The sequence below is a fragment of the Pseudomonas nitroreducens genome (assembly GCF_014204515.1).
In the GTDB taxonomy this organism is placed as follows: Bacteria; Pseudomonadota; Gammaproteobacteria; order Pseudomonadales; family Pseudomonadaceae; genus Pseudomonas; species Pseudomonas nitritireducens_A.
On sequence record NZ_JACHLI010000011.1, the window covers coordinates 34,045 to 59,080 of the forward strand.

The 25,036-nt window shown below is 66.2% G+C and carries 24 protein-coding genes; 16 read left to right on the forward strand and 8 right to left on the reverse strand.

All coding sequences use genetic code 11. The features are described 5' to 3' along the window. Positions 1–78 precede the first annotated feature (78 nt). From HNP46_RS15310 to rpmE, 5 genes are all read right to left on the reverse strand, one after another. On the reverse strand, positions 79–813 hold the full coding sequence (locus HNP46_RS15310; RefSeq protein ID WP_184590354.1) for a substrate-binding periplasmic protein: 735 nt from the start codon (positions 811–813) through the stop codon (positions 79–81). Positions 814–968: 155 nt separating this feature from the next. Continuing rightward, entirely contained in the window at positions 969–2,237 is a 1,269-nt protein-coding gene (locus HNP46_RS15315) for a malic enzyme-like NAD(P)-binding protein (RefSeq protein WP_184590356.1), read from the reverse strand. Positions 2,238–2,340: 103 nt separating this feature from the next. Further along, complete coding sequence (locus HNP46_RS15320) at positions 2,341–3,792, reverse strand: M48 family metalloprotease (RefSeq protein WP_409372439.1); 1,452 nt, start codon at positions 3,790–3,792, stop codon at positions 2,341–2,343. Beyond that, positions 3,789–4,601 (reverse strand): thermonuclease family protein, encoded by an 813-nt coding sequence (locus HNP46_RS15325; protein WP_184590358.1) that lies wholly within the window; start codon positions 4,599–4,601, stop codon positions 3,789–3,791. Before HNP46_RS15325 ends, HNP46_RS15320 begins: the two co-directional genes overlap by 4 nt. 24 nt (positions 4,602–4,625) lie before the next feature. Then, entirely contained in the window at positions 4,626–4,841 is a 216-nt protein-coding gene (rpmE, locus tag HNP46_RS15330; RefSeq protein ID WP_184590360.1) for a 50S ribosomal protein L31, read from the reverse strand. A gap of 175 nt (positions 4,842–5,016) precedes the next feature. Between rpmE and HNP46_RS15335 the strand changes: the two genes are divergently transcribed. The 10 genes from HNP46_RS15335 (at position 5,017) to HNP46_RS15380 (ending at position 18,831) form a co-directional block, all read left to right on the forward strand. Further along, positions 5,017–7,278 carry a primosomal protein N' gene (locus HNP46_RS15335; protein ID WP_184590362.1) on the forward strand — a complete coding sequence of 754 codons (2,262 nt, stop codon included), beginning with the start codon at positions 5,017–5,019 and terminating at the stop codon, positions 7,276–7,278. A gap of 195 nt (positions 7,279–7,473) precedes the next feature. Beyond that, complete coding sequence (argS, locus tag HNP46_RS15340; protein WP_184590364.1) at positions 7,474–9,213, forward strand: arginine--tRNA ligase; 1,740 nt, start codon at positions 7,474–7,476, stop codon at positions 9,211–9,213. A gap of 6 nt (positions 9,214–9,219) precedes the next feature. Beyond that, a complete protein-coding gene (locus tag HNP46_RS15345; RefSeq protein ID WP_184590366.1) occupies positions 9,220–10,029 on the forward strand; it encodes an SPOR domain-containing protein in 810 nt (269 codons plus the stop codon). Between the two features lie 222 nt (positions 10,030–10,251). Further along, on the forward strand, positions 10,252–10,788 hold the full coding sequence (hslV, locus tag HNP46_RS15350) for an ATP-dependent protease subunit HslV (protein WP_184590368.1): 537 nt from the start codon (positions 10,252–10,254) through the stop codon (positions 10,786–10,788). Between the two features lie 27 nt (positions 10,789–10,815). Next, entirely contained in the window at positions 10,816–12,159 is a 1,344-nt protein-coding gene (hslU, locus tag HNP46_RS15355) for an ATP-dependent protease ATPase subunit HslU (protein ID WP_184590370.1), read from the forward strand. 79 nt (positions 12,160–12,238) lie between these two features. Beyond that, on the forward strand, positions 12,239–12,610 hold the full coding sequence (locus HNP46_RS15360) for a gamma-butyrobetaine hydroxylase-like domain-containing protein (RefSeq protein ID WP_184590372.1): 372 nt from the start codon (positions 12,239–12,241) through the stop codon (positions 12,608–12,610). 592 nt (positions 12,611–13,202) lie between these two features. Next, on the forward strand, positions 13,203–14,882 hold the full coding sequence (gene phaC / locus HNP46_RS15365) for a class II poly(R)-hydroxyalkanoic acid synthase (RefSeq protein WP_184590374.1): 1,680 nt from the start codon (positions 13,203–13,205) through the stop codon (positions 14,880–14,882). Beyond that, entirely contained in the window at positions 14,879–15,883 is a 1,005-nt protein-coding gene (gene phaZ / locus HNP46_RS15370) for a poly(3-hydroxyalkanoate) depolymerase (protein ID WP_260403183.1), read from the forward strand. Before phaC (HNP46_RS15365) ends, phaZ begins: the two co-directional genes overlap by 4 nt. A 317-nt stretch (positions 15,884–16,200) precedes the next feature. After that, entirely contained in the window at positions 16,201–17,883 is a 1,683-nt protein-coding gene (phaC, locus tag HNP46_RS15375; RefSeq protein WP_184590376.1) for a class II poly(R)-hydroxyalkanoic acid synthase, read from the forward strand. Between the two features lie 333 nt (positions 17,884–18,216). After that, positions 18,217–18,831, forward strand: coding sequence for a TetR/AcrR family transcriptional regulator (locus HNP46_RS15380; RefSeq protein WP_184590378.1), 615 nt, complete (start codon positions 18,217–18,219; stop codon positions 18,829–18,831). 73 nt (positions 18,832–18,904) lie between these two features. Here the strand turns inward: HNP46_RS15380 and HNP46_RS15385 are convergent, their stop codons facing one another. The 3 genes from HNP46_RS15385 to HNP46_RS15395 all read right to left on the reverse strand — a co-directional run bounded on the left by HNP46_RS15385 (position 18,905) and on the right by HNP46_RS15395 (position 20,769). Then, a complete protein-coding gene (locus HNP46_RS15385) occupies positions 18,905–19,858 on the reverse strand; it encodes a phasin family protein (protein WP_184590381.1) in 954 nt (317 codons plus the stop codon). Positions 19,859–19,868: 10 nt separating this feature from the next. After that, a complete protein-coding gene (locus HNP46_RS15390; RefSeq protein WP_184590383.1) occupies positions 19,869–20,279 on the reverse strand; it encodes a phasin family protein in 411 nt (136 codons plus the stop codon). A 214-nt stretch (positions 20,280–20,493) separates the two neighbouring features. Continuing rightward, complete coding sequence (locus HNP46_RS15395) at positions 20,494–20,769, reverse strand: polyhydroxyalkanoic acid system family protein (RefSeq protein WP_138213081.1); 276 nt, start codon at positions 20,767–20,769, stop codon at positions 20,494–20,496. Between the two features lie 150 nt (positions 20,770–20,919). Between HNP46_RS15395 and ubiE the strand changes: the two genes are divergently transcribed. From ubiE to HNP46_RS15425, 6 genes are all read left to right on the forward strand, one after another. Continuing rightward, positions 20,920–21,702, forward strand: coding sequence for a bifunctional demethylmenaquinone methyltransferase/2-methoxy-6-polyprenyl-1,4-benzoquinol methylase UbiE (ubiE, locus tag HNP46_RS15400; protein WP_054907853.1), 783 nt, complete (start codon positions 20,920–20,922; stop codon positions 21,700–21,702). After that, on the forward strand, positions 21,699–22,325 hold the full coding sequence (locus HNP46_RS15405) for a ubiquinone biosynthesis accessory factor UbiJ (protein ID WP_184590642.1): 627 nt from the start codon (positions 21,699–21,701) through the stop codon (positions 22,323–22,325). Before ubiE ends, HNP46_RS15405 begins: the two co-directional genes overlap by 4 nt. Next, positions 22,322–23,929: a ubiquinone biosynthesis regulatory protein kinase UbiB gene (gene ubiB, locus HNP46_RS15410; protein ID WP_184590385.1), complete on the forward strand. Its 1,608-nt coding sequence runs from the start codon at positions 22,322–22,324 to the stop codon at positions 23,927–23,929. Before HNP46_RS15405 ends, ubiB begins: the two co-directional genes overlap by 4 nt. 83 nt (positions 23,930–24,012) lie before the next feature. Next, the gene (hisI, locus tag HNP46_RS15415) at positions 24,013–24,426 is read left to right on the forward strand and encodes a phosphoribosyl-AMP cyclohydrolase (protein ID WP_184590387.1); all 414 of its coding nucleotides are present in this window, start codon (positions 24,013–24,015) and stop codon (positions 24,424–24,426) included. Then, complete coding sequence (locus tag HNP46_RS15420; RefSeq protein ID WP_184590389.1) at positions 24,416–24,754, forward strand: phosphoribosyl-ATP diphosphatase; 339 nt, start codon at positions 24,416–24,418, stop codon at positions 24,752–24,754. Before hisI ends, HNP46_RS15420 begins: the two co-directional genes overlap by 11 nt. A gap of 24 nt (positions 24,755–24,778) precedes the next feature. Beyond that, a complete protein-coding gene (locus HNP46_RS15425; protein ID WP_184590391.1) occupies positions 24,779–25,033 on the forward strand; it encodes a twin-arginine translocase TatA/TatE family subunit in 255 nt (84 codons plus the stop codon). The last annotated feature ends 3 nt before the right edge of the window (positions 25,034–25,036 follow it).

Consider the following 25,036-nt stretch of genomic DNA (forward strand, 5'->3'; position numbering starts at 1 on the left):
CGTAGGAGCGGGCTTCGTCCGCGATGAGTTCGCCTTGCGCCGGACGACATTGCAGATAATGTCGGCGCCTGCCGCCCTTTAAAGACCATGCTCGCGCATCAGCGCGTCGTAGCTGCCGTCCTCGCGCATCTCGCGGATCGCCTTGTTGAACGCCGCGACTATCTCCGCGTGGTTGGGCAGGTGGCGGCCGACCAGGATGTGCAGGCCGTTCTCGGTCAGCGGCAGCGGCAGGAATTCCAGCTGGCCCTTGAGCTCGGCGAGGTCGCCATTGAGATGCATGCGCGCGGTGATCTCGTCCTCCAGGGTCAGGTCGACGCGCCCGGCCTGCAGCATCAGCGCCGCGTTGACGAAGCTGAACACCGGCACCCGCTGCAGCTTCGGGTCGCCATTGAACTCGGCGGAGTAGGCGTAGCCGCGCACCACAGCGACCCGGTAGGGGTAGAGATCGGCGAGTTTGCCGAAGGTGATGGGCGAGCCGTGGCGCTTGATCAGGCGCACGCGATTGACCAGGTAAGGCTCGGAGTATTCGCCGAAGCGGTCGCGCTCCGCCGAATACCAGGCGTCCGCCACCAGATCGTACTCGCCGTTCTCCACGCCGTGCAGCACCCGCGGCCAGGGCACTTCGACGTACTCGCTGGCGTAGCCGGCCCGCTTCAGCGCGGCCTGCACCAGGTGCACCGCCACGCCGTTGCCGGGCAACTGGCGGTCGGCATAGGGCGGCCAGCGGTCGGCGGCGATGCGCAGCACTTCCCCGGCGCGCGCGGGGCTCGCCGCGCACAGGCAAAGGAGGATCAGCAGCAGGCGTAGCGGCATCGACGGTGTCGTCCACAGGAAGGCTCTGGCAAGCCTAGTCGCTGTCTTCGTCAGCGCGCCAACCCGCCTCGGCACTTTGCCATCGCTGCTGCGCCCGGGCGGAACGTGGAAAACGAAAAACCCCGCCGAAGCGGGGTTTTCCAGGTCAGGCGGGATCAGCCCTTGAAGACGTCTTCCACCGACTGCAGCGGGTAGTGCTTCGGATACGGCAGGGTCGCCACGCCGGTCTCGATGGCGGCCTTGGCCACGGCATCGGAAACGATGGTGATCAGGCGCTTGTCCATCGGCTTCGGAATGATGTACTCGCGGCCGAACTCGATCGCGCTCACGCCGTAGGCGTCGCAAACGTCCTTGGGTACCGGCTGCTTGGCCAGGTCACGCAGGGCCAGGGCGGCGGCGATCTTCATTTCTTCGTTGATGCGGGTGGCGCGTACGTCCAGGGCACCGCGGAAGATGAAGGGGAAGCCCAGGACGTTGTTGACCTGGTTCGGGTAGTCCGAACGGCCGGTGGCCATGATCACGTCGTTGCGGGTGGCGTGGGCCAGCTCCGGCTTGATCTCCGGGTCCGGGTTGGAGCAGGCGAAGACGATCGGGTTGGCCGCCATGCGCTTGAGATCTTCGGGGCTCAGCAGGTTGGCACCGGACAGGCCGACGAACACGTCGGCGCCTTCCAGGGCGTCGGACAGGGTGCGCTTGTCAGTCTCGGTGGCGAACACCGCCTTGTACTGGTTCAGGTCGTTGCGGCCGGCGTGGATCACGCCCTGGCGGTCGATCATGTAGATGTTCTCGACCTTGGCGCCCATGCTCACCAGCAGCTTCATGCAGGAGATGGCGGCGGCGCCGGCGCCCAGGCAGACGATCTTCGCGGTTTCCAGCTTCTTGCCGGCGATTTCCAGGGCGTTGAGCATGCCGGCGGCGGTCACGATGGCGGTGCCGTGCTGGTCATCGTGGAACACCGGGATGTCGCACTGTTCGATCAGGGCGCGCTCGATCTCAAAGCACTCGGGTGCCTTGATGTCTTCCAGGTTGATGCCGCCGAAGGTGATGGAGATGCGCTTGACGGTATCGATGAAGGCCTGCGGGCTCTCGGCGTCGACTTCGATGTCGAACACGTCGACCCCGGCGAAACGCTTGAACAGGACGCCCTTGCCTTCCATGACCGGCTTGGAGGCCAGCGGGCCGAGGTTGCCCAGGCCGAGAATGGCGGTGCCGTCGGAAATGACCGCGACCAGGTTGCCCTTGCCGGTGTACTTGAAGGCCAGTTCCGGATCACGCGCGATTTCGCGCACCGGCTCGGCGACACCCGGGCTGTACGCCAGCGACAGGTCGCGGGCAGTGACGGTCGGCTTGGTCAGCTCGACGCTCAGTTTACCGGGGCGGGGTTGGGCGTGATATTCGAGGGCAGCGGTCTTGAGATCAGACATTTGGGCACTTCCGCTTTTGTTGCTTGTTGGACAGACGGGGGCCCGAGCATACGCACAAACCCCGCACCTGCCAAGGTAGCCCAGACCCCAGCTGTCAAGACCTCTAGCGTACGACTTTCAGCCAACCGCCAGGTTTTGGCTGGCCGGTTGGATACAAGTCATTCAATAAACGTATACGATTTATCGAGTCAGTTTGCGGGCCGGATTCGGCCCTCGCGAACTCCTCGACAGTCTGCCCGGATTTGACCTGAACGACGGCGATCCGCCGCGGTTGCGCGAGTTTCTGCTCATCGGCACGCATCGGCCGGAAGCTGCGGATGACCTGCATGAAGTGGTCATCCTCGCTTTCCAGCGAGGCGCGCCCTTTGACCACACCGATGAACAGGTAGGCGTGGTCCTTCTGGTAGATCACCGCGGCGCGCCGCGCCGGGTTGCCCGGCACCACGCCGGTGGCGACGTCGAGACCGTTCTGCTGGAAGCTTTCTTCGTTCGATAACCGCCCACCGGCGCCCTTGCGCAGGTATTCCGCCGGGGTCAGCTGGCCCTCGCGCGGCACCAGCTTCATGCCGATGTAGGCCTGCTGGTCGGCGGTGTAGCCCACCAGCGCGGAGGGCTGGTTGAGGATGCCCCAGCCGGCCGGGTAGGTCAGGGTGAAGTCCAGTTCCGAGTGGTAGAAGCTCTGCCCACGGCGCACGCCGCTGGCGGCGGAATCGCCGAAGGGCATGCCGTCGATGGCCTTCAGGTAGCGCTCGACGCCGACTTCGCGCTGGCCGCTGCCAGCCAGCGCCTGGGCCGGGCCGATCACCTGCTTGAGGCGCTGGTCGTTGTCCGGGTGGGTATCGAACAGGCCGTGGTAGCCGACCGGCTGGGCCGCCTGGCCCTTGCGCGCAGCCTCGTCGCGGGCGAAGTCTTCCTGGTTCTTCAGCACCCGCACCACCTGGATCATGGCGGTGGGGTCGTAGCCGGCACGGGCCAGGTACTTGGCGCCCAGGCCGTCGGCCTCCAGCTCCATGTCGCGGCCGTAGCCGCGGACGAAGGCGGTGCCGAGCACGTTGGTCAGGTCGGCGGCGGCGCCGACGCCGGTGCCGATGGCCACGGCCTGGCCGAGAATGCCCCAGGCGCTGGACTGGCTCTGCTGGCGCACGCTGTGGCGGGCGGTGACGTGGCCGACCTCGTGGCCGAGCACGGCAGCCAGTTCCGCCTCCGAGCCCAGGTAGGCCATCAGCCCGCGGTGGATATAGATGTAGCCGCCGGGCAGGGCGAAGGCGTTGATGTCGGGGGTGTCGATGACGGTGAAGTGGTATTGCAGGTTGGGCCGGTCGCCGGCGCGGGCGACCCGCTCGCCGACCTGCTGCACGTAGGCCTGCAGCTTGCCGTCTTCGTAGCGCGGGTATTGCTGGGCGATTTCCTGGCTGTACTTCTGGCCCATCTCCAGCTCGCCCTCCTCGCTCATCATCACGAAGTCGGACTTGCCGGTGGCCGGGTTGGTGGCGCAGCCGCCGAGCACGCTCAGCGCTGCCAGCAGGGCCAGGATTCCGAACGAGCGCAAGCTCATGGCAATACCTCCATCATCGCCGGGTCGGTCAAGGGCAACATCCAGCGCGCCTGTCCGGGTTTCACACCACCGCGCGCGGAGCGGTCGATGACCCAGCCGCGCGCCTCTACCTGTCGACCCTTGAGGTCGCGCAGGGTTGCATCATCGAACTGCTGCACGAGTTTCGCCTCGATCCGCAGCACCAGCGGGCCGTCGAGATCGATCCACAGGCCGCCGCGATTGCGTTGTATCCGCTCGACCCGTCCGCGCACCAGTGCGAAACCGCTTTCGTGAAGCTGTTCCGCCGTCTGTACCGGCGACTTCTTCCATAACCCCAACTGGGCGTTACGGGCTTCACGCTCGGCGGCCTGCTGACAGGCGGTGAGGTCGGTGTTGGGCGCGATAGCTACAAGGTAGCCCAGGCCTTCGGCGAGCAGCCGGGATTCGAGGTTGTTGCCGCGGGCATCGTAGACATGGGCCAGGGTGCGACCGTACCTGTCGCGGCCCTGTTGGCCGGGTACCAGGCCGACCTCGCCGTCATTGGCCGCCACCAGCGCCTGCAGGCGACGCTGCGCGGCCACGGCGAAGGGCTCTTCCGGGCGGCCATGGTGGGCCAGCTCGGTGGCGTTCATGCCGATCAGGCGGACGCTGCGGCCATCGGCCAGCTTGAGCGTATCGCCGTCCACCACCCGCGCCACGCGCACGGTCTGCACCGCCTCAGGCCGCGGACAGGCAGCGGCGCTGGCGTCCAGGCAGACCAGGGAAAAAAGGCCAGCCATAAAAAAGGCGCCCACAAGGGACGCCTTTTTCGAGATGCCGTAAAAAACCATACAGGTCCTTTCCGGAAATCGATCTTACTTCTTGGTGCCGAACATGGCGAAGCGCTGGTTGAAGCGATCGATACGGCCGCCGGTGTCCAGGACTTTCTGCTTGCCGGTGTAGAACGGGTGGCATTCGGAGCAGACGTCCAGGTGGATGCCTTTGCACAGGGTCGAACGGGTCTTGATCACGTTGCCGCAGCTGCAGGTGGCTTCGATGTCTTCGTACGCGGGATGGATTTCCGGTTTCATGGTCTCTTCCTCTCAGTGGTGTGCCGCCACCCAGTCTCTGGCAGAAGCCGAGCCACAGCCATCAAGGACTGCAGGCGGGATCTTTTACCGGGCACCGCACGGAAATTAAGGGCGTGGATCATACCAGAGATCGTTTTCAACGCAAGATCAGGCATGACCGACCGTCGCATCGCCCATGCTACCATCCAACGCTTCCCGCCGCCCCGGAATCCGTCGCGTGCCCGCACCCGCCATCCTGCGTCTCGCCCTGCCCTCGCCGCTGCGCCGCCTGTTCGATTACCTGCCCCCGCGCGGGGTCGATGTGGCACGCCTGCAGCCTGGCGTGCGCCTGCGCGTACCGTTCGGCCGCCGCGAGATGGTCGGCGTGCTGGTGGACAAGGTGGAGACCTCCGACGTCCCGGCGGACAAGCTGCGCCCGGCCCTGGCCGTGCTCGACCGCGAGCCGCCGATGCCCACGCACCTGCTGGAGCTGTGCCGCTGGACGGCGCAGTACTACCAGCACAGCCTGGGCGACACCTTTTCCTGGGCACTGCCCAACCTGCTGCGCCAGGGTGAACCGGCCGAGGCGCGCCAGCAGCGTTTCTGGCACGCCGAACCCGGCGCCCGCGAGGACGATTCGCGCCTGGCCCGCGCACCGCGCCAGCGCGAGACGCTGAAAATCCTCAAGCAGCACCCCCACGGCGTCGCCCACGACCTGCTCAGCCAGTTGCAGATCAACAAGGACAGCCTCGACCTGCTGCAGGAAAAAGGCCTGGTCTCCCTGGAGGTGCGCGTACACAGCGTGGCGCCGCACCACGGCCCGTGGCTGGCGCAGGCGGAACTGCCGCTCAACGCCGAGCAGCGCGCCGCCTTCGAGTCGGTGCGCGCCGGCTTCGGCAGCTTCCACGGCTTCCTGCTGGCCGGCGTCACCGGCAGCGGCAAGACCGAGGTCTACCTGCAGTTGATCCGCGAGACCCTGGAGGCCGGCAAGCAGGCGCTGGTGCTGATCCCCGAGATCAACCTCGGGCCGCAGACCCTGAGCCGCTTCGAGCGCCGTTTCAACGCGCGCATCGCCCTGCTGCACTCCGCGCTGACCGACCGCGAACGCCTCGACGCCTGGCTCGCCGCCCGCGATGGCGAGGCGGACATCATCATCGGCACCCGCTCGGCGCTGTTCACCCCGATGAAGAATCCCGGGCTGATCATCATCGACGAGGAACACGACGCTTCCTATAAACAGCAGGAAGGCCTGCGCTACCACGCCCGCGACCTGGCCATGGTGCGCGCGCGGCTGGAGAACGTGCCGATCCTGCTCGGCTCCGCCACGCCGGCGCTGGAAAGCCTGCACAACGCCCAGAGCGGCCGCTACGGCCTGCTGCGCCTGACCCAGCGCGCCGGCGGCGCGCACCAGCCGAAATTCCAGCGCCTGGACGTGAAGAGCCTGCCGCTGGATTCGGGCATCTCCATGCCGCTGCAGCGCTCGATCAAGGAAACCCTGGCCGCCGGCCAGCAGGTGCTGGTCTACCTGAACCGCCGCGGCTTCGCCCCGACCCTGCTGTGCCACGACTGCGGCTGGATCAGCCAGTGCCCGCGCTGCGATGCGCGGATGACCGTGCACCAGGGCAGCGGCGAGCTGCGCTGCCACCACTGCGACCACCGCGAGCGACCGCCGCGCAACTGCCCCAAGTGCGGCACGGTGGACCTGCGCCCGGTGGGCGCCGGTACCGAGCGCGCCGAGGAGCGCCTGCGCATCCTCTTCCCGGATTACCCGGTGCTGCGCATCGACCGCGACAGCACCTCGCGCAAGCACGCCATGCGCGACCTGTTCGCCACCATCAATAAAGGCGAGCCGTGCATCCTGGTCGGCACGCAGATGCTCGCCAAGGGTCACCACTTCCCGCGCGTCACCCTGGTGGCGATCCTCGATGCCGACGGCGGGCTGTTCTCCGCCGACTTCCGCGCCAGCGAGCGCATGGCCCAGCAGATCGTCCAGGTCGCCGGCCGCGCCGGGCGCGCCGAGGAACCGGGCCGCGTGCTGATCCAGACGCACCTGGCCGACCATCCGCTGCTGGTGCAGCTCACCGAGCAGGGCTACTTCGCCTTCGCCGACCAGGCCCTCACCGAACGCCGCTCCGCCGGACTGCCACCGTTCTCGCACCTCGCGCTACTGCGCGCCGAGGCGCACAAACCGGGGCAGGCAGAGGGCTTCCTCGACGAAGCCTGCGCCGAAGCCGAACGCCTGCAGGCCACGCTGGGCCAGGACGTGGAGCTCCTCGGCCCGGTGCCGGCGCCCATGGAACGCCGCGCCGGCCGCTACCGCGCCCAGCTGCTGCTGATGAGCCCGGCCCGCGCGCCATTGCACCGCCTGCTCACACCCTGGCTGCAGACGCTCGAAGGCATGCCCAGCGGCCGGCAGGTGCGCTGGTCGCTGGACGTGGACCCGATCGACCTGTTCTAGAAAAGCGGCTGCAGGCGGCAAGCGACAGGCTGCAGGTAAAAGCGCGAGCCATGGCAGAAATCAAGGTCTGACAGAGCTTTTGCCTGTAGCCTGCAGCCTGCAGCTTGCCGCTCCCCCTTCGGGGGCCGATAATGCGCGGTTCTGAGCCCGATAACCGGTCGCGCGCGCCGGATGCACGCGAGCACGGAGAAAACCATGAAAGACACGATTCGCCACCTGATCCAGCAAGCCCTTGTCAGCCTCACCGAAGACGGCACCCTGCCGGCCGGCCTGACGCCCGACATCCAGGTGGAGAACACCAAGGACCGAACCCACGGCGACTTCGCCAGCAACATCGCCATGATGCTGGCCAAGCCGGCCGGCATGAAACCGCGCGACCTGGCCACCAAGCTGGTCGAAGCGCTGCCGCAGAGCCCGGAAGTGGCCAAGGTCGAGATCGCCGGCCCCGGCTTCCTGAACTTCTTCCAGGACCAGGCCTGGCTCGCCGCCAGCCTCGACAAGGCCCTGGCCGACGGCCACATCGGCGTACGCAAGGCCGGCCCTGAGCAGCGCGTGGTGGTGGACCTGTCCTCGCCGAACCTGGCCAAAGAGATGCACGTCGGCCACCTGCGCTCGACCATCATCGGCGACGCCGTCAGCCGCGTGCTGGAGTTCCTCGGCGATACCGTGATCCGCCAGAACCACGTGGGTGACTGGGGCACCCAGTTCGGCATGCTGCTGGCCTACCTGGAAGAACAGCCGGTGGACGCCCAGGCCGAACTGCACGACCTGGAAGTCTTCTACCGCGCCGCCAAGAAGCGCTTCGACGAGTCCCCCGAGTTCGCCGACCGCGCCCGTGAGCTGGTGGTGAAGCTGCAGGCCAACGATCCCAAGTGCATGGCCCTGTGGACCCGCTTCAACGACATCTCCCTGTCGCACTGCCAGAAGGTCTACGACCTGCTGGGCGTGAAACTGACCATGGCCGACGTGAAGGGCGAGAGCGCCTACAACGACGACCTCGCCCAGGTAGTGGCCGACCTCACCGCCAAGGGCCTGCTGGTCGAGAGCGACGGCGCCCTGTGCGTGTTCCTCGACGAATTCAAGAACGCCGAAGGCGAGCCGCTGCCGGTGATCGTGCAGAAGGCCGGCGGCGGCTACCTCTACGCCACTACCGACCTGGCCGCCATGCGCTACCGCCACAAGGTGCTGCACGCCGACCGCGTGCTGTACTTCGTCGACCAGCGCCAGGCCCTGCACTTCCAGCAGGTGTTCGAAGTCGCCCGCCGCGCCGGCTTCGTCCCGGCCAGCATGGAGCTGGAGCACATGGGCTTCGGTACCATGAACGGCGCCGACGGCAAGCCGTTCAAGACCCGCGATGGCGGCACCGTGAAGCTGATCGACCTGCTGATCGAAGCCGAGGAGCGCGCCTACACCCTGGTGAAGGCCAAGAACCCCGACTTCAGCGAACAGGACCTGCGCCAGATCGCCCATGCCGTCGGCATCGGCGCGGTGAAGTACGCCGACCTGTCCAAGCACCGCACCAGCGACTACAGCTTCAACTTCGACCTGATGCTGAGCTTCGAAGGCAACACCGCGCCGTACCTGCTCTATGCGTACACCCGCGTGGCGAGCATCTTCCGCAAGCTGGGCAAGGGCTATGACGAAGTCGGTGGCAGGATCGTCCTGCAGCAACCGCAGGAAATCGCCCTGGCCGCGCAGCTGGCGCAGTTCGCCGACCTGCTCAACAACGTGGCCGTGAAGGGTGTCCCGCACATCCTCTGCGCCTACCTGTACGAGCTGGCCGGCCTGTTCTCCAGCTTCTACGAGCACTGCCCGATCCTCACCGCCGAAGACCCGGCGCAACAGGAGAGCCGCCTGCGCCTTGCCGCGCTGACCGGCCGCACCCTCAAGCAGGGCCTGGAGCTGCTGGGCCTGGAAACCCTGGAGCGCATGTAAGCACCCATGGCGAAGAAGAAACCCGCTCCCAAGCGCGGCGCCAGCCGCTACCAGGCCCCGGCCAAGAAGACATCGGTCCCCGGCTGGGTCTGGCTGGTCGCCGGCCTGGCCATCGGCGGCTTCATCATGTTCCTGATGAAGCTGGAGCCGGGTCGCAACGACGTCAAGCGCGAGAAGCCGGAGACGGCCAAGACCGTGGTCGGCTCCAACAAGCCCTCCGGCACCGTGCAACCGCAGCAACCCGCCGCGCCCACCGGGGTGAAGCCCAAGTACGACTTCTACACCCTGCTGCCGGGCTCGGAAGTCGCGGTGCCGCCGGATGCCGTGCCGCCGCCGGCGCAGGCGCAGAAACCGCAGACGCCGCCCACCGTGGTGGCGACCAAGGAAGAAGCCGAGAAGATCGACACCCAGCGCGCCCTGGCTGCGCTGAGCGGGCAGAACCCGCCGCCACCGGCGGTGGTCAAGCCGGCGACGGCCACCACGACGCCCGCGACCCAGGTCGCCAGCGCGCAGAAGCAGACGCCGGCCAGTGATGCTGCAGCGGCCAAGCCGACGCCACCGCCAGCCGTCGCTGCGACCCAGTACTACCTGCAGGCCGGCTCGTTCCGCAAACAGACCGACGCCGACCACCTGCGTGCGCAGATCATCATGATGGGCCAGAACGCCCGCGTGGAGTCCGGCACCGTGCGCGACGAAACCTGGTACCGGGTGATGGTCGGCCCCTATGGCGACCGCACCAAGGCTTCCGCCGCGCAGAAACAACTGGCCGGCAACGGCTTCAGCAACCTGCTGTTACAGCAGCGCCAGACGAGATAGAGCGGCTGCAGGCGGCAGGCTCCAGGCGGCAGGTCAAAGCAGCCTGTAGCCTGTAGCCGTGCCGCTTAGCCTGTAGCCTGCCGCCTGAAGCCTGCCGCCGTTTTAGCCTGCAGCCTGTCGCCTGAAGCCTGCCGCCGCAGTTCTTCCCTTGAATCGCGCCAGCCTCGTCCCCATCTGACTCTGCATTCGGGCACAAAGCCCCGCTAGTGTGGAGTAAGACCCTTGACCACCATCGTATCTGTCCGCCGCAATGGCAAAGTCGTCATGGGCGGCGACGGCCAGGTTTCCCTGGGCAACACCGTGATGAAAGGCAACGCGAAGAAAGTCCGTCGCCTGTACCACGGTGAAGTACTGGCCGGCTTCGCCGGCGCCACCGCCGATGCCTTCACCCTCTTCGAACGCTTCGAGCAGCAGCTGGAAAAACACCAGGGCCACCTGGTGCGCGCCGCTGTCGAGCTGGCCAAGGACTGGCGTACCGATCGTTCCCTCAGCCGCCTGGAAGCCATGCTGGCGGTAGCCAACAAGGACGCATCGCTGATCATCACCGGCAACGGCGACGTGGTCGAACCCGAGCATGGCCTGATCGCCATGGGTTCGGGCGGCGGCTTCGCTCAGGCCGCGGCGCTGGCCCTGCTGCAGAAAGGCAGCGACGAGATGAGCGCCCGCGAGATCGCCGAGACCGCACTGAACATCGCCGGCTCCATCTGCGTGTTCACCAACCAGAACCTGACCCTTGAGGAGCTCGACAGCGCCGTCTGAGCGCTGTCGTTCCGGAGTAGCCAGTCAATGTCCATGACTCCCCGCGAGATCGTCCACGAACTCAACCGCCACATCATCGGCCAGGACGACGCCAAGCGCGCCGTCGCCATCGCCCTGCGCAACCGCTGGCGGCGCATGCAACTGCCGGCCGAGCTGCGCGCCGAAGTGACGCCGAAGAACATCCTGATGATCGGCCCGACCGGCGTCGGCAAGACCGAGATCGCCCGGCGCCTGGCCAAGCTGGCCAACGCCCCGTTCCTCAAGGTCGAGGCGACCAAGTTCACCGAGGTCGGCTATGTCGGCCGTGACGTCGAGTCGATCATCCGCGACCTCGCCGATGCCGCGATCAAGATGCTCCGCGAGCAGGAAGTGCAGAAGGTCAAATACCGCGCCGAAGACGCCGCCGAAGAGCGCATCCTCGACGCCCTGCTGCCGCCGGCGCGCACCACCGGCTTCGGTGACGAGCCGCCGCGTAGCGAGGATTCCAACACCCGCCAGCTGTTCCGCAAGCGCCTGCGCGAAGGCCAGCTGGACGACAAGGAAATCGACATCGAGGTCGCCGACATCCCCTCGGGCGTGGAAATCATGGCCCCGCCCGGCATGGAGGAGATGACCAACCAGCTGCAGAACCTGTTCTCCAACATGGGCAAGGGCAAGCGCAAGAGCCGCAAGCTGAAGGTTGCCGAGGCCATGAAGATGGTCCGTGACGAGGAAGCCCAGCGCCTGGTCAACGAGGAAGACCTCAAGGCCCGCGCCCTGGAAGCGGTGGAGCAGCACGGCATCGTCTTCATCGACGAGATCGACAAGATCGCCAAGCGCGGCAACGTCGGCGGCGCCGACGTCTCCCGCGAGGGCGTGCAGCGTGACCTGTTGCCGCTGATCGAAGGCTGCACGGTGAACACCAAGCTGGGCATGGTGAAGACCGACCACATCCTGTTCATCGCCTCCGGCGCGTTCCACCTGTCCAAGCCCAGCGACCTGGTGCCGGAACTGCAGGGCCGCCTGCCGATCCGCGTCGAGCTGAAAGCCCTGAGCCCGAGCGACTTCGAGCGCATCCTCAGCGAGCCGCACGCCTCGCTGACCGAGCAGTACACCGCGCTGCTGAAGACCGAAGGCCTGGACATCGAGTTCGCCGCCGACGGTATCAAGCGCCTGGCGGAGATCGCCTTCCAGGTCAACGAGAAGACCGAGAACATCGGTGCCCGTCGCCTGCATACCCTGCTCGAACGCCTGCTGGAGGAGGTGTCCTTCGACGCCGCCGACCTGGCCAGCGAGCACAGCGACAAGGCCATCGTGATCGACGCGGCCTACGTCAACGGCCACCTGGGTGAACTGGCCCAGGACGAAGACCTGTCGCGCTATATCCTCTAACAGCAGTAGCAAGCGACAAGCTGCAAGCGGTAAGCAAAACACCGCTTGCAGCTTGCGGCTTTCAGCTCGGAGCTTTCAGATGCACATCCCCTCCGCCATCAAGCTGCACAAGGCCTCGAAGAAGCTGTCGCTGACCTACGGGGAGCAGTCGTACGAGCTGCCCGCAGAATTCCTGCGCGTGCATTCGCCGTCGGCGGAAGTCCAGGGCCACGGCAATCCGGTGCTGCAGGTGGGCAAGCTGAACGTCGGCCTGAGCAACATCGAGCCGGCCGGGCAGTACGCGCTCAAATTGACCTTCGACGACGGCCACGACAGCGGGCTGTTCACCTGGGATTACCTCTACGAGCTGTGCCAACGCCAGGACGAAATGTGGGCCGACTACCTGGCGCAGCTGGAGAAGGCCGGCAAGTCGCGCGATCCGTCGGAGTCCGTGGTCAGGTTGATGCTTTAGGAAAAACGCCCCAGAGCGTCGTCTTTCCCAACTGCGTAGGAGCGGACTCCGTCCGCGATCGGTCCAGCTCCACGCCAACCACATCGCGGATGAATCCGCTCCTACGTAAAGCCCCGTAGCTCGCTCAACACGGCATTTTCGCCATCGGCACGATCGCGGGCATTGCCCACGCCTGCTCGTCGCTGCAATCCCCTCCCCGCTTCAAACCTTCGTCGGGCATTCGCCCAGGGCACGCCATTTGCAACATTCCTCCGGCAGACTGCTGCTCGCGTGGCCGCTGTCAGGGAATTGGCGAGATGCCCCCGCTCTAGGGCGCGTTTTCTAACTTTTCCCGACATACTCCTGGCCGATGGCCCACGCTGCACCAGCTTGCGCGGCGAAGGAAACTCGGGTAACCAAGGCAGTGCACGGATGATTCAGTGCATGAAGCGTGGTCTCCCTGAATTTCCAGTGATGCCGCCAAGTAGATGAATCGCGTGGAGCACCCTCCACGTTCCGCAACCCCGAGAAGTACTTGGCCTTACGTCACCCAGGTGAGCCCCGCCAGTATCCGTCTCAGGACCCCTATGTCTCAGGGAATGGAGCGTCGCCGATGACCCAGAAGAACAACAGCGATCTACCCCAGCAAGCCGCGGAAAACACCCTTGCCCTCAACCCGGTGATCGGGATTCGCGGCAAGGACCTGCTGACTTCTGCCCGGATGGTGCTGCTGCAGGCAGTCAAGCAGCCCTTCCACAGCGCCAAGCACGTCACCCACTTCGGCCTCGAACTGAAGAACGTGCTGCTCGGCAAATCCGAATTGAAACCGGCCGACGACGATCGTCGCTTCAACGATCCGGCCTGGAGCCAGAACCCGCTGTACCGCCGCTACCTGCAGACCTACCTGGCCTGGCGCAAGGAGCTGCACACCTGGATGGGCGAGAGCGACCTGTCGCCCCAGGACATCAGCCGCGGCCAGTTCGTCATCAACCTGATGACCGAGGCCATGGCGCCGACCAACACGCTGTCCAACCCGGCGGCGGTCAAACGCTTCTTCGAGACCGGCGGCAAGAGCCTGCTCGACGGCCTCACCCACCTGGCCAAGGATATGGTCAACAACGGCGGCATGCCCAGCCAGGTGAACATGGACGCCTTCGAGGTCGGCAAGAACCTGGCCGTGACCGAAGGCGCAGTGGTGTTCCGCAATGATGTGCTGGAACTGATCCAGTACAAGCCGATCACCGAGAGCGTGCACGAACGCCCGCTGCTGGTAGTGCCGCCGCAGATCAACAAGTTCTATGTCTTCGACCTGTCGCCGGAGAAGAGCCTGGCGCGCTTCTGCCTGCGCAACCAGGTGCAGACCTTCATCGTCAGCTGGCGCAACCCGACCAAGGCCCAGCGCGAGTGGGGTCTGACCACCTACATCGAGGCGCTGAAAGAAGCCATCGACGTGGTGCTGAAGATCACCGGCAGCAAGGACCTGAACATGCTCGGGGCCTGCTCGGGCGGCATCACCACCGTCACCCTGCTGGGCCACTACGCCGCCCTGGGCGAGAACAAGGTACATGCCTTTACCCAGATGGTCAGCGTGCTGGACTTCGAACTGGACACCCAGGTCGCCCTGTTCGCCGACGAGAAGACTCTGGAAGCCGCCAAGCGCCGCTCGTACCAGTCCGGTGTGCTCGAAGGCAAGGACATGGCCAAGGTGTTCGCCTGGATGCGCCCCAATGACCTGATCTGGAACTACTGGGTCAACAACTACCTGCTGGGCAACGAGCCGCCAGCCTTCGACATCCTGTTCTGGAACAACGACACCACGCGCCTGCCCGCTGCACTGCACGGCGAGCTGGTGGAGATGTTCAAGACCAACCCGCTGACCCGCGCGGGTGCCCTGGAAGTATCCGGCACGCCGATCGACCTCAAGCAGGTCACCTGCGATTTCTACTGCGTGGCCGGCCTGTCCGACCACATCACGCCCTGGGAAGCCTGCTACCGCTCCGCTCGTCTGCTGGGCGGCAAGTGTGAATTCATCCTCTCCAACAGCGGGCACATCCAGAGCATCCTCAACCCGCCCGGCAACCCCAAGGCGCGTTTCATGACCGGCCCTGACCTTTCTGTCGACTCCAAGACCTGGCAGGAAAACTCCAGCAAGCACGCCGACTCCTGGTGGCTGCACTGGCAGCAATGGCTGGCCGAACGTGCCGGCAAGCTGAAGAAGGCCCCCACCACCCTGGGCAACAAGGCCCACCCGGCCGGCGAAGCCTCCCCCGGAACCTACGTACACGAACGATGAAAACAGAACTCCTCCCGCAAGCCGGCGCCGTGGACGACGCCGAAACAGCACCATCGTCGCCGGCACCGGAAGTCGCCGCGCCGACGAGCCGGCGCGCGCGCAGCAAACGCAGCGCGGAGGAGATCCTGCCGAGCAAGGCGCCGGCGGCGCAGCCCTTCGAGTTCCGCACCATCGAACTCGACGGGCAGACCATCCGCACCGCCGTGCGTCCGGGCAAGAAACACATGACGCCGCTGCTGATCTTCAACGGCATCGGCGCCAACCTGGAACTGGTGTTCCCCTTCGTCGCCGCGCTGGACCCGGACCTGGAGGTGATCGCCTTCGACGTCCCCGGCGTCGGCGGCTCGTCCACCCCCAGCACGCCATACCGTTTCCCCGGCCTGGCCAAGCTGGCCGCACGGATGCTCGACTACCTGGACTACGGCCAGGTGACGGCCATTGGCGTGTCCTGGGGCGGCGCCCTGGCGCAGCAGTTCGCCCACGACTACCCCGAGCGCTGCAAGAAGCTGATCCTCGCCGCCACCGCCGCCGGTGCGGTGATGGTGCCGGGCAAGCCGGCGGTGCTCTGGCGCATGGCCAGTCCGCGGCGCTACATCCAGCCGTCCTACGGCGTGCACATCGCCCCCGACATCTACGGCGGCGCCTTCCGCCGCGACCCGAAGCTGGCCATGGCGTTCGCCAGCAAGGTCCGTTCGTCCGGCAAGATGGGCTACTACTGGCAGCTGTTCGCCGGGCTTGGCTGGACCAGCATCCACTGGCTGCACAAGATCCGCCAGCCGACGCTGATCCTGGCCGGCGACGACGACCCGATCATTCCGCTGATCAACATGCGCATGCTGGCCTGGCGCATCCCCAACTCCGAGCTGCACGTGATCGACGACGGCCACCTGTTCCTGGTGACCCGCGCGGAAACCGTGGCGCCGATCATCATGAAATTCCTCCAGGAAGAACGGCAGCGGGCGATCATCCATCCCCGGCCTTTCGCCCCGAAAGCCGGCTGAAGCATCACCGCTTCGTCACACTCGGTGGGCATCCTGCCTTGACCGATCGCTACGCAGTTACTAACAACAAACAGGCGTGTTCACGGGTATCGACACGTAGCGCCTGATTCGGGCCCACCCCGCGGCCACTCTCGAAGGTGACCGCAGGGCAACCCGGCTGCTGATCCGCTGCCCTGTTTTCGGGCAGCTTTCCTCTCGCGTCGATACCCGTGCACACCCCTCGAACCGGCGGCAGGCGTCTGGATCGCGGTCTTCGCGACTCCGGTACAGCCCTTGCTTCGCCATTGGCAGGTCGGACCCTTTACGGAGTGCTGTTCATGCGAGAGAAAGCTGAGCCTGGTAGCGTCCCCGTCCCCACCCAGTACATGAATGCGCAGAGTGCGATGCTCGGCCTGCGCGGCAAGGACATGCTGTCCACCCTGCGCCTGCTGGCACTGCAGGGCGTGCGCCGGCCGGTCCATTCGGCGAAGCACCTGGCCGCCTTCGGCAAGCAGATGGGCAAGGTGCTGATCGGCGATTCGCCGCTGCAGCCCAACCCGCAGGACGCGCGTTTCCAGGACCCCTCCTGGCGCCTGAACCCCTTCTACCGGCGCACCGTGCAGGCTTACCTGGCGTGGCAGAAGCAGCTGCTGGCCTGGGTCGACGAGAGCGACCTAAGCGGCGACGACCGCGCCCGCGCGCGCTTCCTGCTGTCGATCCTCGCCGACGCCGCTTCGCCGTCGAACACCCTGCTCAACCCGCTGGCGGTCAAGGAGCTGTTCAACACCGGCGGGCAGAGCGTGCTCAAGGGCGTGCAGCACCTGCTCGACGACCTGATGCACAACGGCGGCATGCCCAGCCAGGTCAACCGCAGTGCCTTCGAGGTCGGCCAGAACCTGGCCACTACCCACGGCGCGGTGGTGTTCCGCAACGAGGTGCTGGAGCTGATCCAGTACAAACCGATGGGCGAGCACCTGCATGCCAAGCCGCTGCTGATCGTGCCGCCGCAGATCAACAAGTTCTACATCTTCGACCTGACGGCGGAGAAGAGCTTCGTCCAGTACGCCCTGAAGAACAATCTGCAGGTCTTCATGGTGAGCTGGCGCAACCCCGACGCGCGCCATCGCGAGTGGGGCCTGTCGACCTACACCGATGCGCTGGACGAGGCCATCGAGGTGTGCCGCTCGATCAGCGGCAGCCGCAGCGTCAACCTGATGGGCGCCTGCTCCGGCGGCCTGACTATCGCCGCGCTGCAGGGCCATCTGCAGGCGCGCCGGCAACTGCGCAAGATCGCCAGCGCCACCTACCTGGTGAGCCTGCTCGACAGCCAGGTGGAAACCCCCGCCGCGCTGTTCGCCGACGAGCAGACCCTGGAGACAAGCAAGCGCCGTTCCTACCAGCACGGCGTGCTGGACGGCCGCGACATGGCCAAGGTGTTCGCCTGGATGCGCCCCAACGACCTGATCTGGAACTACTGGGTCAACAACTACCTGCTGGGCAAGCAGCCGCCGGCCTTCGACATCCTCTACTGGAACAACGACAACACCCGCCTGCCGGCCGCGCTGCACGGCGACTTCCTCGACTTCTTCAAGCACAACCCGCTGGCCCGCCCCGGCGCCATGGAAGTCAACGGCACGCCGATCGACCTGAAGAAGGTGGCGGTGGACAACTTCCACGTCGCCGGCATCACCGACCACATCACCCCGTGGGACGCGGTGTACCGCTCCGCGCAGCTGCTGGGCGGCGACAGCCGCTTCGTGCTGTCCAACAGCGGGCACATCCAGAGCATCCTCAACCCACCGGGCAATCCCAAGGCCTGCTACTTCGAGAACGGCAAGATCAGCTCCGACCCGCGCGCCTGGTACTACGACACCAAACGCCAGGAAGGCAGCTGGTGGCCACTGTGGCTGGAGTGGATCCAGGAACGCTCGGGCGAACGCCGCGCGGTGAGCTTCGAGCTGGGCAATGCCGAGCACCCGCCCAAAGAGGCTGCCCCGGGGACCTACGTGCACGTGCGCTGAGCGGGCTACCCGTTGCGGGTTGTTCCCTGCCCGCCCTCAGCTGGCACCGTATAGGGCTCTTGCAGGATGGCGTGGAGCGCAGCGATACCCATCGATCCGGTGCGCCGACAGCATGGGTATCGCTGCGCTCCACCCATCCTACGCAACTGCTCTGCTTTTCGTAGGAGCGAGCTTGCTCGCGAACCTCGTCGAAATCACCCGGCATCAGGCGGTTCGCGAGCAGGCTCGCTCCTACAACTCGGCCAACACCCCGAAAGTTTGCGAGTGGGCAATTGCAGGCCCGCGCTCGCCAGAGCTATCGTCGGCCCCACTGCGGCTGGAACCAGAACACGGATGAAAACGCGCGACCGGATTCTCGAATGCGCCCTGCAGCTGTTCAACGAGCAGGGCGAGCCCAACGTTTCAACCCTGGAGATCGCCACCGAACTGGGCATCAGCCCGGGCAATCTCTACTACCACTTCCACGGCAAGGAGCCGCTGGTGCTGGCGCTGTTCGAGCGCTTCCAGGACGAGCTGGCGCCGCTGCTCGACCCGCCGGAAGACGTGCAACTGGGCGCCGAGGACTACTGGCTGTTCCTGCACCTGATCGTCGAGCGACTGGCGCACTACCGCTTCCTCTTCCAGGACCTCTCCAACCTGTCCGGCAAGCTGCCCAAGCTGGCCCGCGGCATGCGCGCCTGGCTCAACCAGCTCAAGCGCACCCTGGCCACCCTGCTGGCGCAGCTCAAGGCGCAGGACGAACTGGTCAGCGACACCGAGGCCCTCGGCCAATTGGTGGAGCAGATCACCCTGACCCTGCTGTTCTCCCTCGACTACCAGCGCATCCTCGGCCACGCCGGCGACGTCCGCCACGTAGTGTTCCAGGTGATGATGCTGGTGGCGCCGCACCTGCGGCCGGACTCGCAGCGGGTCGCCGAGCGCATCGCCCAGCGCTACCTCGCGCCCTGAGCGAGCGAGTTCATCCCGCGCTGAAATGAAAACGCCCGGCACAAGGCCGGGCGTGGGTGTTGCAGCAGACCGATCAGGCCTGGGACGACGGCGTAGTCGTCGGTGCAGCGGACGGCGTCACGGCCGGCGTAGCAGCGGCGGGAGCCGACGGTGTCGCAGTGGCGGCCGGAGCAGCTGCCGGCTTCGGAGCTGCCGGCTTGGCGGCGGCCTTGGGCGCGGCGGGCTTCTTCACGGCAGGCTTCTTCGCCACGGCCGGCTTGGCTGCAGGTTTCGCAGCGGCAGGCTTGGCGGCAGCAGCCGGTTTTGCGGCCGGTTTTGCAGCGGGCTTTGTCGCGGGTTTGGCAGCAGGCTTCGCGGCGGCTTTCGCAGCAGCGGGCTTGGCGGCCGGTTTCGCGGCGGGCTTGGCCGCAGCCTTGGCAGCCGGCTTCGCAGCAGGCTTGGCAGCGGGTTTCGCGGCAGCCTTGGCAGCCGGTTTGGCAGCGGCTTTTGCGGCCGGTTTCGCTGCAGGTTTCGCAGCGGCCTTGGATGCCGCGGTCTTCACAGCGGGTTTCGCGGCCGGTTTGGCGGCGGCTTTCGCTGCAGGCTTGGCGGCGACCTTGGCGGCCGGTTTGGCGCTCTTGACGCTGACGCCGGTGAGTTTCTCGATCTGCTTGGTGAGGCTGTCGACCTTGCTGTGCAGGTCTTTCACTTCACGGCTGCTCGGTACGCCCAGGCGCGAGATCGCGCTGTTCAGGCGCTTGTCGAAGGCCTCTTCGAGCTCGCCCCACTTGCCGATCGCGGCGCCTTTGACGGCATCCACGCGCGCCTTCGCGGAACGGGTGGAGGTTTTCACCGCACCCTCGACTTCGGTCTTGGCCTGTTTCTCCGCCTTCTCGCCATCCTTCACGAGGGACTCGAATACCTTGCTGCCGTCCTTGCTGACCTTCGAGTAGGCCCCCAAGCCGGCCAGCCAGATCTGCCGCGAGTATTTCTCGATCTCGCCGATCCAGCCGGACTCTTTTTTATCGGTAGTTTTTCTGCCAGCCATCCTGCTCTCCTTATTGGTTTCTCGCGACTCGCTCGAGCACTGCGCTCAGCTCATCCAGCTTAGCAGAGAGCGCCTCCACATCACGCCTGGAGGGAATTCCGATACGGTTGAGGGCGGAGCCGACACGGGCGTCGAACGCCGCTTCGATCTTGTCGAAGTTGAGCTTGGCCTTGACGCTGTGCAGGCGGCCCTTGACGGTGTCGTTGGCGGCGTCGATCTGGGTGGTCACCAGCTCACGGCCTTTCTTCTCCACGGACTCGCCGGACTTGACCAGTTCCTTGAAGTATTCGCTGCCTTCCTGGCCGACCTTGGCGTAGGTGCCCAGGCCCGCGAGCCAGATCTGCCGCGCGTAGTGCTTGGCATCGGTATAGAGGGAGGATTCGAGTTCTACGACTTTCTTCTTGCTGACAGCCTTGGCCATGGTGGCACCTCACAGATTCGGATTCGATGATGTCGAATAGCTGCCCGCGAAAGGCGGGACTGTGAGCCAAGGTATCGGGGAAAATTAGAAAACACATACCAGCCGTTGTAGGAACAACGGAAGCGGCGAGCTTCAAGCCCTAAGCTGCAAGTTAAAGACCCCTTTCAGCTTGAAGCTTGCGGCTTGAAGCTCGCGCGCTGGACAAGGCCTTGGCTCAAGCCAGGGCCTTGTCCAGCGCGCGTTCGATCTCGCCCTTGAGCAGGCCGCCCATGGCCGAGAGCATCAGGCCCAGCTTCACGTCCACCGCGACCTTGTCGGCGCCCACTTCGATGCGACCGTCCACGCCGCTGCGCTTGAACAGCAGGGTATCGCCCTGCCACTCGCTGCTCACGCCGTGCTCGCGGGTGAGCTTGTCGGCGAGCTTTTCCGCCTTGGCGCGGGCGGCTTCGAGGCCCAGGGAGTGGGAACGTTCGACGTGGATACGGGACATGCTGGAACTCCGCGAGTGACTGACTGTGCCGATGATACGCGCCGCGCCGTATCGCCGCACCCCGCGGCCCCTCACACGGCGGCGAGCGGGGCGGCGTTTCCTGCGCATCCTGTTAGAATGCCCGCCACTGACTTCCAGGGTACCAACGCCATGAGCGAACCGCGCAAGCCCCAAGCCGGCCAGGACAGCGCCGATCCCACCACGCACTTCGGCTACAAGACCGTGCGCGAGAGCGAGAAGGCCGAAAAGGTCGCCGAGGTGTTCCACTCGGTCGCCGCCAAGTACGACCTGATGAACGACCTGATGTCCGGTGGCGTCCACCGTCTGTGGAAGCGCTTTACCATCGAGCTGTCCGGCGTGCGCGCCGGCAACCGGGTGCTGGACATCGCCGGCGGCACCGGCGACCTGACCCGCCAGTTCTCCCGCCTGGTCGGCCCGACCGGCGAAGTGGTGCTGGCCGACATCAACGCCTCGATGCTCAAGGTCGGCCGCGACAAGCTGCTCGACAGCGGCGTGGCCGGCAACGTCAACTTCGTCCAAGCCGACGCCGAGAAGCTGCCGTTCCCCGACAACTACTTCGACGCAGTGACCATCGCCTTCGGCCTGCGCAACGTCACCCACAAGGACGAAGCCATCCGCTCCATGCTGCGGGTGCTCAAGCCCGGCGGCCGCCTGCTCGTGCTGGAATTCTCCAAGCCCACCAGCAGCCTGCTGTCCAAGGCCTACGATGCCTACTCCTTCACCCTGCTGCCGCTGATGGGCAAGCTGGTGACCAACGATGCCGAGAGCTACCGCTACCTCGCCGAATCGATCCGCATGCATCCCGACCAGGAAACGCTGAAGTCGATGATGGTGGAGGCCGGCTTCGACCGCGTCACCTACCACAACATGACCGGCGGCGTGGTCGCCCTGCACCGCGGCATCAAGCCCTGATGAGCCTGCTCCTGCAGGCCGCCCTGGCCAGCGCCGAAGCCAGCGTCAACCGCGTACTGCGGCTCGACGGCGTGGCCCTGCGGCGTCTGGCCCGGCTCGCCGGCAAGGTGCTGGAAGTGGACTGCCAGGCGCCTGCGCTGCGGCTGTTCATCCTGCCCGACGCCGACGGCCTGCACCTGGCCGCGCACCATGAGGCGCCGGCCGACTGCACCCTCGTAGCCCCGGCCGGCAGCCTGCTGCAACTGGCCCTGGCCAAGGACAAGACCCGCGTCCTGCACAGCCCGGAAGTGACCATGGGCGGCGACAGCGCGATGCTGCTGGAGCTGGCCGATATCCTCCAGAGCCTGGAGCTGGACTGGGAATACGAAGTCGCCCGCTGGCTCGGCCCGGTGCCCGCGCACCTGCTCGGCGCGCGCCTGCGCGGCGGCATGGCCTGGGCCGGCGACAGCCTGGAAAGCCTGCGCCTGAGCCTCGCCGATTATCTGGCCGAGGAAAGCCGCACGCTGGTCGGCCAGCACGAAGCCGAAGCGCGCTTCGCCGAGCTCGACCAGCTGAAGATGTCCCTCGACCGCCTCGACGCGCGGATCACCCGCCTGACCCAGAAGATCAAGCCTGACGCATGAAGCTGCTCGCCTTCCGCCGCCTGCTGCGCATCCAGCGCGTAGCCATCCGCTACCGCCTGGACGACATGGTCCTCGAACTGCCCTTCCTGCCCTGGTGGCTGCGCCTGCTCGGCGGCCTGCTGCCCTGGCGCTGGCTGCCGCGCAAGCCGCTGGAGCTCAGCCGTGGCGCGCGCATCCGGCTGGCGCTGGAGGACCTCGGACCGATCTTCATCAAGTTCGGCCAGATCCTCTCCACCCGCCGCGACCTGCTGCCCGACGACATCGCCCTGGAACTGGCCTTCCTCCAGGACAAGGTGCCGCCCTTCCCGCCGGAACAGGCCGTGGCGCTCATCGAGCAGCAGCTGGGGGCGAAGATCGAGCAGGTGTTCTCCCGCTTCGAGCGTGAACCGCTGGCCTCCGCCTCGGTGGCGCAAGTGCACACCGCACAGCTCAAGAGCGGCGAAGAAGTGGTGGTGAAGGTCATCCGGCCGAACCTGGAGCCGGTGATCCGCTCCGACATCGCCTGGCTGCACATTCTCGCCCGCACCGCCGAGCGCATCTCCGCCGACGCCCGCCGCCTGCACCCGGCGGAAGTGGTCAGCGACTACGAAAAGACCATCTACGACGAGCTGGACCTGCTACGCGAAGCGGCCAACTCCTCGCAGCTGCGGCGCAACTTCGAAGGCTCGCCGCTGCTCTACGTGCCCCAGGTCTACTGGGATTGGTGCCGCCCCAAGGTGCTGGTGATGGAGCGCATCTACGGCATCCCGGTCACCGATCTCGAGACCCTGCGCGACCAGCGCACCGACTTCAAGGCGCTGGCCGAGCGTGGCGTGGAAATCTTCTTCACCCAGGTGTTCCGCGACAGCTTCTTCCACGCCGACATGCACCCGGGCAACATCTTCGTCAGCACCCGCACGCCGTGGAGCCCGCAGTACATCGCGGTGGACTGCGGCATCGTCGGCAGCCTCACCGACGAGGACCAGGACTACCTGGCGCGCAACCTGATCGCCTTCTTCAAGCGCGACTACCGCAAGGTCGCCCAGCTGCACATCGACTCGGGCTGGGTGCCGGCCGAGACCAAGGTGAATGATTTCGAAGCGGCGATCCGCACCGTCTGCGAGCCGATCTTCGAGAAGCCGCTCAAGGACATCTCCTTCGGCCAGGTGCTGCTGCGCCTGTTCCAGACCGCACGACGCTTCAACATGGAAGTGCAGCCGCAGCTGGTGCTGCTGCAGAAGACCCTGCTGAACATCGAAGGCCTGGGCCGCCAGCTCTACCCGGAGCTGGACCTGTGGACCACCGCCCAGCCCTTCCTCGAGCGCTGGATGCGCGAGCGCGTCAGCCCCGGCACCCTGCTGCGCAACGCTCAGCAACACATCGAGCAGATTCCGCACCTGGCGCAGATGACCCGCGACACCCTGGAGCGCCTGTCCCGCGAGCCGCAGGCCGAAGCGCGCCTCACCGGCGCCCAGCCCGGCATGGCCAGCGCCTGGCCGGCGCGGCTGATCGGCGCGGTGCTGGTCGCCGGCGCCGCCGAGACCGGCCTCGCCACCCACAGCCTCGCGGCCTGGCCGGCGTGGGCGATGCTGGCCGGTGGTCTGTATCTGATTCTGCGCCGATAGCCAGTCGCCGCCCCGGCTGGCACACTAAACCGTTGTAGACAGTGGCTCCGGGCACCCGACGTGCCCGCTGTACGGAACCCGAGATGAAAGACTGGCTGGACGAAATCAACTGGAATGCCGATGGACTGGTGCCGGCGATCGCCCAGGACCATCGCACCGGCCGCGTGCTGATGATGGCCTGGATGAACCGCGAGGCCCTGGCCCTCACCGCCGCCGAGAACCGCGCCATCTACTGGTCGCGCTCGCGCGGCAAGCTCTGGCGCAAGGGCGAGGACTCCGGCCATGTGCAGAAGCTGCACGAACTGCGCCTGGACTGCGACGCCGACGTGGTGATCCTGATGGTCGAGCAGCTGGGCGGCATCGCCTGCCATACCGGCCGCGAGAGCTGCTTCTACCGGGTGTTCGAGAACGGCGCCTGGCAGACCGTCGACCCGGTGCTCAAGGACCCCGATGCCATCTACTCCCACGTAGGTACAGGAAAACCCCATGAGCACTGATACCCTCGCCCGTCTGGCGCAAGTCCTCGAAGCGCGCAAGAATGCCGCGGCGGACAGCTCCTACGTGGCCAGCCTGTACCACAAGGGCCTGAACAAGATTCTGGAGAAAGTCGGCGAGGAATCGGTGGAAACCATTCTCGCCGCCAAGGACGCCGCCGTAAGCGGCGACTGCACGGACCTGATCTACGAAACGGCCGACCTCTGGTTCCACTCGCTGGTGATGCTCGCCGCCCTCGGCCAGCACCCGCAGGCGGTACTGGACGAGCTGGATCGCCGCTTCGGCCTTTCCGGGCACGACGAGAAGGCTGCGCGCCAGCCGTCGGCCTGACACGAACAATCCTAGGAGAACAAGATGGGCATCTTTGACTGGAAACACTGGGTCGTCATCCTGATCGTCGTGGTCCTGGTGTTCGGCACCAAGCGCCTGAAGAACCTCGGTTCGGACGTCGGCGAAGCCATCAAGGGCTTCAAGAAGGCGATGAACACCGAGGAAGACGAGAAGAAGGACCCGAACGCCCCCAACGCCGCCGGGACGCCGCCGCTGAACCAGCCGCACACCATCGACGCCCAGGCGCAGAAGGTCGAAGAGCCGGCGCGCAAGGACTGATTC